The organism is Mesorhizobium sp. M1322, assembly GCF_040318085.1.
GTDB lineage: Bacteria > Pseudomonadota > Alphaproteobacteria > Rhizobiales > Rhizobiaceae > Mesorhizobium.
This window is the reverse complement of sequence record NZ_JAMYLP010000166.1, coordinates 1-5,698: the sequence shown is the minus strand read 5'-3', so window position 1 is coordinate 5,698 and position 5,698 is coordinate 1. Positions and strand designations below refer to the sequence as shown.

General features: G+C 61.5%; 6 protein-coding genes and 2 tRNA genes. 3 read left to right on the top strand and 5 right to left on the bottom strand.

The genetic code is table 11. The features are described from left to right. Positions 1 to 105 precede the first annotated feature (105 nt). From NKH12_RS29785 to NKH12_RS29770, 4 genes are all read right to left on the bottom strand, one after another. The gene (locus tag NKH12_RS29785; RefSeq protein WP_352956383.1) at positions 106 to 1,512 is read right to left on the bottom strand and encodes a TolC family outer membrane protein; all 1,407 of its coding nucleotides are present in this window, start codon (positions 1,510 to 1,512) and stop codon (positions 106 to 108) included. Between the two features lie 186 nt (positions 1,513 to 1,698). After that, on the bottom strand, positions 1,699 to 2,367 hold the full coding sequence (locus NKH12_RS29780; RefSeq protein ID WP_352956384.1) for a protein-L-isoaspartate O-methyltransferase family protein: 669 nt from the start codon (positions 2,365 to 2,367) through the stop codon (positions 1,699 to 1,701). Between the two features lie 107 nt (positions 2,368 to 2,474). Beyond that, positions 2,475 to 2,548, bottom strand: a tRNA-Cys gene (locus NKH12_RS29775). 332 nt (positions 2,549 to 2,880) lie between these two features. After that, the gene (locus tag NKH12_RS29770; protein WP_029353198.1) at positions 2,881 to 3,141 is read right to left on the bottom strand and encodes a hypothetical protein; all 261 of its coding nucleotides are present in this window, start codon (positions 3,139 to 3,141) and stop codon (positions 2,881 to 2,883) included. A gap of 219 nt (positions 3,142 to 3,360) precedes the next feature. Here NKH12_RS29770 and NKH12_RS29765 point away from each other — a divergent pair. Then, a tRNA-Asn gene (locus NKH12_RS29765) sits at positions 3,361 to 3,435 on the top strand. 216 nt (positions 3,436 to 3,651) lie between these two features. Further along, positions 3,652 to 4,188: an MgtC/SapB family protein gene (locus tag NKH12_RS29760; RefSeq protein WP_352956382.1), complete on the top strand. Its 537-nt coding sequence runs from the start codon at positions 3,652 to 3,654 to the stop codon at positions 4,186 to 4,188. 194 nt (positions 4,189 to 4,382) lie between these two features. Here NKH12_RS29760 and NKH12_RS29755 read toward each other — a convergent pair whose 3' ends face one another. Next, the gene (locus tag NKH12_RS29755; protein ID WP_352956381.1) at positions 4,383 to 4,664 is read right to left on the bottom strand and encodes a hypothetical protein; all 282 of its coding nucleotides are present in this window, start codon (positions 4,662 to 4,664) and stop codon (positions 4,383 to 4,385) included. A gap of 264 nt (positions 4,665 to 4,928) precedes the next feature. Between NKH12_RS29755 and NKH12_RS29750 the strand changes: the two genes are divergently transcribed. Then, positions 4,929 to 5,165 (top strand): hypothetical protein, encoded by a 237-nt coding sequence (locus NKH12_RS29750; RefSeq protein WP_352956380.1) that lies wholly within the window; start codon positions 4,929 to 4,931, stop codon positions 5,163 to 5,165. Positions 5,166 to 5,698: the final 533 nt, after the last annotated feature.

The window sequence follows — 5,698 nt, the reverse complement described above, 5'->3', positions numbered from 1 at the left end:
CGCCCGCGCCCGCGGCGAAAACCCGCCACATCCGCCCCCGCGCGTCCCTCCACCGCGCGGGCTCTAATGCCTTGAAACTGGACGGATTTGAAACCGGTGGAGCGATCAGCGACCATCTGGCGTGCGCAGGCCGAACCACTTGTCCTTGACCGCGTTATAATGCTCTTCCGGTCTGTATTTCGTCACCTGGAGGGCGAGACGCTCGACCGAAAGACGACCGATCGCCGAGAGGATGGCATAGCTCGCCACCACCAAATCGCGTTCGGAACTGGCCTGGTTGATCTTGGCGGTGATGAGTGTGGCCTGGGCGTTGAGAACGTCGAGCGTGGTGCGTTGGCCGACATTGCGCTCCTCGATGACGCCGCTCAAGGCAAGCTGCGCGGCGGCGATCACCTGCCTGTTGGCCACCACGGTTTGCTGGGCGGCGATATATTGCGTCCATGCCGAGGTCACGGCTTGCCGTACGGTGTCGCGGCTTACATCGACCTCAATCCGGGCTTGGCTGAGCGATTCCTTGTTCTGGCGCACTATCGCCGACGTGCGCCCGCCCGAATAGATCGGGATAGTCAACGTGGCACCGATGCTGGCCGAATTGGTTGTGCCATCCTGCCCCGTATCCGCAGAGCCCGGACTCGTCCTGCGAAATGCGCTGGAGACGCCGGCGGAAGCCGAAAGCTGCGGCAGCAGCGCCCCTTCGGCCGATTTCACCGTAAACGCCGCCGCGTCGACCAGATGCTGGGTGGAGAGGATGGCCGGGTGCTCGCTGGATGCGATCACGATCGCCGCATCGAGGTTCGACGGCAACAGCTTCGACAACGGCGAAGCGGCCCTGAGCCTGCCCGGCTCGTCGCCGACGATTTGGCGATAGGTCGCAGCGCTTGCCAGCGCCTGCGCGCGGGCGGCGGCCAGTTCCGCCACGGCGGTGGAGCGCTCGGCGTCGGCCTGGGCGACGTCGGTGCGGGTGCCTTCGCCGACCTCGAAGCGCGAGCGCGCCGCGCGCGCCTGCTCGGTCAGGAACTGCAGGTTTTGCTCGGTCAGCACCGCCACTTGGCGGTCGCGAATCACGTCCATGTAGGCACTTGCCGCATTGAACAGAATGTTCTCTTCGGTGTTGCGCAGGCTCTCGAACGAGGCGCGGACCCGCGCCTCGGCGGCAGCGACGTTGTTCCTGGTCTGAAAGCCATCGAACAGGGTCTGGTCGATCTGGACGCCGAAGTTGCCGGTGGTCAACGAGATGCCTCGGTTCGTCCCGAGATTGGTACGGGCATCGAAATGGCTTCTGGAGAAGTCGATGTCCGCAGAACCGGTGATGGTCGGGCGCCACCCCGACTTGGCGATGGCGACGCCCTCATCGGTGACGCGGACGCCGGCACGAGCCGAATTGAGCTGGGAATTGTTCTGGTAGGCTTTTGAAAGTGCACCGAGAATGGTTTCCGCCGAGGCGCCTAGCGGAGAAAGCGCGGTCGCCGAGAAGAGGACGGCGGTAAAAAGACTCTTTCGTAAAGACGGCACGTTATTCCCTCATTCGTTTTGCATGGGAACCACACCGCGCCGGCTTCTCCCATTCGAGCAGCCGGCGCGGTGTGTCTCAGGTTCCCTGCTGTCTTCCCCCAAAAGAACACCCCGGTTGTGCGGATCAGCAACAATTGTTCAAGCGCAAGCGAACATGACAACGGCTTTGCTGCAAGCCAAAATCACTCAGAACTCGAACGCATGAATACGTTCGAATCCCGGTAGTGGCTTAATTGCCGCATTAAATGCGCCTCTTCCGGTTACAACGCCCCCTGTTTTGAAAAACAATCGGGCCACGCCCGAATTCCCCTGCCCTTCGACGGCGACGAGCCGACCGCCTTCCGCAAGCTGGTCGAGCAGCGACTCCGGCACTTTCTCCACGCTGCCGCCGATGAAAATGACGTCGTAGGGTGCTCCCGCGGCATGGCCTTCCGGCAGCGGTCCCGAGACCACGCTGACATTGTCGCAGCCCAGCGCCGAAAGCGTCGACATGGCGGTCTCGGCTAATGCCGGATCGCTTTCCAATGCAACGACCGACTTTGCCAGCCGCGACAGGATCGCCGCCGCATAGCCGGTGCCGCAGCCGACATCGAGTGCCGAATCGCCAGGGCCGATCTCGGCCAGCTGCATCAGCTTGGCCAACGGCGAAGGCTCCATGAGGTAGCGGGGGCCGTCCACTCCATTGGCAATGCGGATGTCCTCGTCGATATAGGCCAGATCGCGCTGGCCGGGGGCGACAAAGGCCTCGCGCGGCACGACAAGCATCGCCTCGAGCAGCGGGGCGCTGGTCACGTCGGTGGTGCGGATCTGGCCATCGACCATCTTTACCCGACGTTCGGCAAAATCAGCGCTCATGTTCCAACCAATCCGCCCAAAACCAATCTGCTTGCCGCGCCAAGACCGCGGCTCATTTCGACCGGAACTCAAGCCCCGTGGCGCTGGTGCGCGGGAGCTTGGGCATTTGGAGGCCTCGCCCGGAATCGAACCGGGGTGCAAGGATTTGCAGTCCTCTGCGTAACCACTCCGCCACGAGGCCTCATTGCTCCCGGCGTTCCACCCGGTTCCAATAGGTTGCGGCGAAAATGCCGTCAAGCGGCCATGGTGCATTCCGGACGGTTTCCCCTCGGCCATGATGCCACGCATCGCATCGTCGATACGCATGCTGCAATCAAAATATTAGTTAACTGTTAAGTACGGAAAATGGCAAAGGGAAGCCCGGAGCCTGGACCTCACGTCGGGTAAGCAGAAGGTCCGCCATTCTGAAGGAGTTGCAAGGGCCGGAAAAAAGCGCTCCGGGCAACAGCCGGGTTGAGTCGAGCCGGAAAGACCGCCCCATCACAGATGGCGTTGCCACGCGCTACAAACCCGTCAGTTCGGCCGCCGTCGCCGTTCCCACCACACGACAAGCCGGCGCCGGTGGCGGCGCACCAAGGCAAACTCGTAGGAGAGCACCAGCAATCCGATCGGAATCATCCAGAAGCCCAGGATCGGCAGGAAGCCGAGAATGCCGCCGAAGATCAGCACGACGCCGATCGCAATCCTGAGGCCGCGCGAGCGCGGCATGGTGAACTGACGGCCGAAGACCGATATTTTCCGTGCCGGTGGATGGTTATGGCTTGCTGCGCTCATATCTGATTGGTGGTCCGTTCGGGAATAAAAAGCACCAGCTGACGAAAGCCGCAACCACCTTTTCGGTTCCGCGCCCCCAGTCAGACGGCTCATATGAGGACGCGCGCACATGATTGCGAGAAATCGTGGCGCGAAAAAGCGCCGATAAATACGAAATGCTTCTTTGCAAAGCCGAAACGGGTTTGCTATAGGCTGCGCCACTCACATGAGAGCCTCTGTTCCCCGGTAGCTCAGTGGTAGAGCAACCGGCTGTTAACCGGTTGGTCGCTGGTTCGAATCCGGCCCGGGGAGCCAACGCCATTTCTACGCTAGGGCGCGATACTGCGCGCCAGCATGCGATTTTTCCCTACGCTTCGCTTCTGCTGGCTGGCCCCCAAGCGGCAGGGAAACCGGTCAACGTCAGTGGTAAGCTAGCGGAGCCCCTACCCTCGCCCAGGCGCGCTCCCTTCGGCAGACCTTGGGGAACCTGGCCGGCCCGAGCACGTTGTGGCCGGTCAGCCTGGGTTACGCATGCAACAGCTTTTCCAAGAATTCGGCCATCCGACATACGTCCCGTTTCCGGTTATTGCGGCGAGGCTTCTATTGGCGTCGATCTTCGGTGCGGCGATCGGTTTCGAACGCGAATGGCGAAATCGGCCTGCTGGGCTTCGCACTCATATCCTGATCTGCGTGGCAGCGGCTACTTTCGGTATTCTGACGATTGAAATCGTTCACGCGCCGATGTTTCTGCAGGACTCCGTGAAGGTCGATCCGATTCGTGTTGTCGAAGCGGTTACCGCTGGCGTCGCGTTCCTCGCTGCCGGATCGATTTTGTTTTCGAGAGGCGAGGTCCACGGGCTGACGACCGGTGCAGGCATGTGGCTGTCTGGGGCAATTGGCGTGGCGTGCGGGCTCGGTCTGTGGCAAGTGGCGGCACTCGGCACGCTTTTGGTGCTTGTCGTGGCAGGTCTTCTTTATAGTTTTGCAGCCAAGTCCGGAATTGGCGAGAACACCGGACAGGAAAAGCCCACGTCGGAAGAAGACGTGTCCAAGCAGCGCAAAGGCTGAGGACAAACGCCCCGCGCGCAAGGGGCCGAACGGCGGAGTGCGTGGCTGGCCCCAATCCGGCAGGCTTGCGCCTGGGCATTCTATCTCACCCCCTTAGCGGCGCCGGCCTTCCCCCTTGTCTGGCGCGTCGGACTGACAAGGAAAAGCCCGCGCTCCTCCTCCGAGCGCGGGCCGACTCGGGTTACAGGCGTCCTTCAGCCGCCGTCAGCAGGGGCTGCCGGAGCGGGTGCGGCTGGAGCAGGCTCTGCCGGAGCGGGCGCGGCTGGCGCCTCGACCTTGGGCGCTTCGACCTTGGGCGTTTCAACCCTGGGCGCCTCAACCTTTACGTCGACGTCCTTTCCGGTGCCCCCGCCATTGATGTTGATAACGCCGGTGAACAACAGCAGGATCACGATTGCGAGAATTGCGAGAACGACGGCGACAGCAGTGCCGGCGCCATTTCCGCCTGAGTTAACAACGGTGGGACCGTCAGCCATGACTACCTCTCCTATCTCTGAATTATCACTGGTCGGCAACGGGACCGGCGGGCACTTAGTTCCGCCGCCGGGCTATGGTCCATGATGCAGTAAGACTGAAGTCTTTGCGTCAGAGACAGAGGGCTGAGGCTGGCAACCAAGATCTTAGCAACGGATTAGTATTGAGCCGCCGAGCAAAGTCCCTTCATCGGTGGTTCACCGGGTGCCCGCTGTTTGTCCTTTTCGGCGGGCACCCGATATGACACCCTAACGGCGGAAAGAACTGTGACCCTTATCCAGAGCAGACAGAATGTCGATGAGGTCGCAAGCCGACCCGCCAATGACAATCAAACTCCTGACCCAACAGATTTCTCGGCGGTTGATCTTGTCTCGTCGGGCGACGACGACGTCGCTGCAATCGTCAGGCGAACAGAGCGCCTGGCCCTTGCCGTTATTATGGCAATGGCGATCTTTCTGATCTTTGCACCGGTGATCTTCATTGCCCTGATGTACGGGATTTGAGATGTCCCGCTTTAGCCCTCCTCCCAGAATCCTGCAGCGAAGCGTGGCGGAGGTCGTCCTCGCCGCGCAAGTGCTTCACGCGGGCTTGATCCCTGCCTTGACCCGTTGCGTTGCCGGCCGCCTGATGAGGAAGGAAGACGGAGGCAGCGCGTAGGCTGGGACGCTACTGGTATGTAGAAGACCCGCCGCTACATCTGCGAAGCGACGGGCCTCCACCCCATTCCCCGATATCTAACCGTGCAATTGCGGTGCCAGATGTGTTGCCCCATTGCGGCGCACCTTGTGGCTTCTACACAAGCGGAATTGCCGCCACGTACTTCGTTCGAATGTTTCGACTCCATTAGCTTGAGCGCATGTGTTCCGCAGCCAGATGAGCGCGCCCCCCCCCGAAGGCTCGCTGGTCAGGCCCAGCGGCCCCCCAAAGCCGCTGGGCCGTCCCCGCTAGGTGGTGTGGACTCTTAGGATTCCCTTTTTGACCGTAGCATGATTCAAGACTGCTTTTGGAGGCAGCCTTGGGTGTAATGGATCGGTTG

Bases quoted from the DNA above. Each gene is read 5' to 3' on its own strand.
- NKH12_RS29760 (WP_352956382.1), top strand. From the start codon at position 3,652: ATGCAACAGCTTTTCCAAGAATTCGGCCATCCGACATACGTCCCGTTT.
- NKH12_RS29770 (WP_029353198.1), bottom strand. From the start codon at position 3,141: ATGAGCGCAGCAAGCCATAACCATCCACCGGCACGGAAAATATCGGTC.
- NKH12_RS29755 (WP_352956381.1), bottom strand. From the start codon at position 4,664: ATGGCTGACGGTCCCACCGTTGTTAACTCAGGCGGAAATGGCGCCGGC.
- NKH12_RS29780 (WP_352956384.1), bottom strand. From the start codon at position 2,367: ATGAGCGCTGATTTTGCCGAACGTCGGGTAAAGATGGTCGATGGCCAG.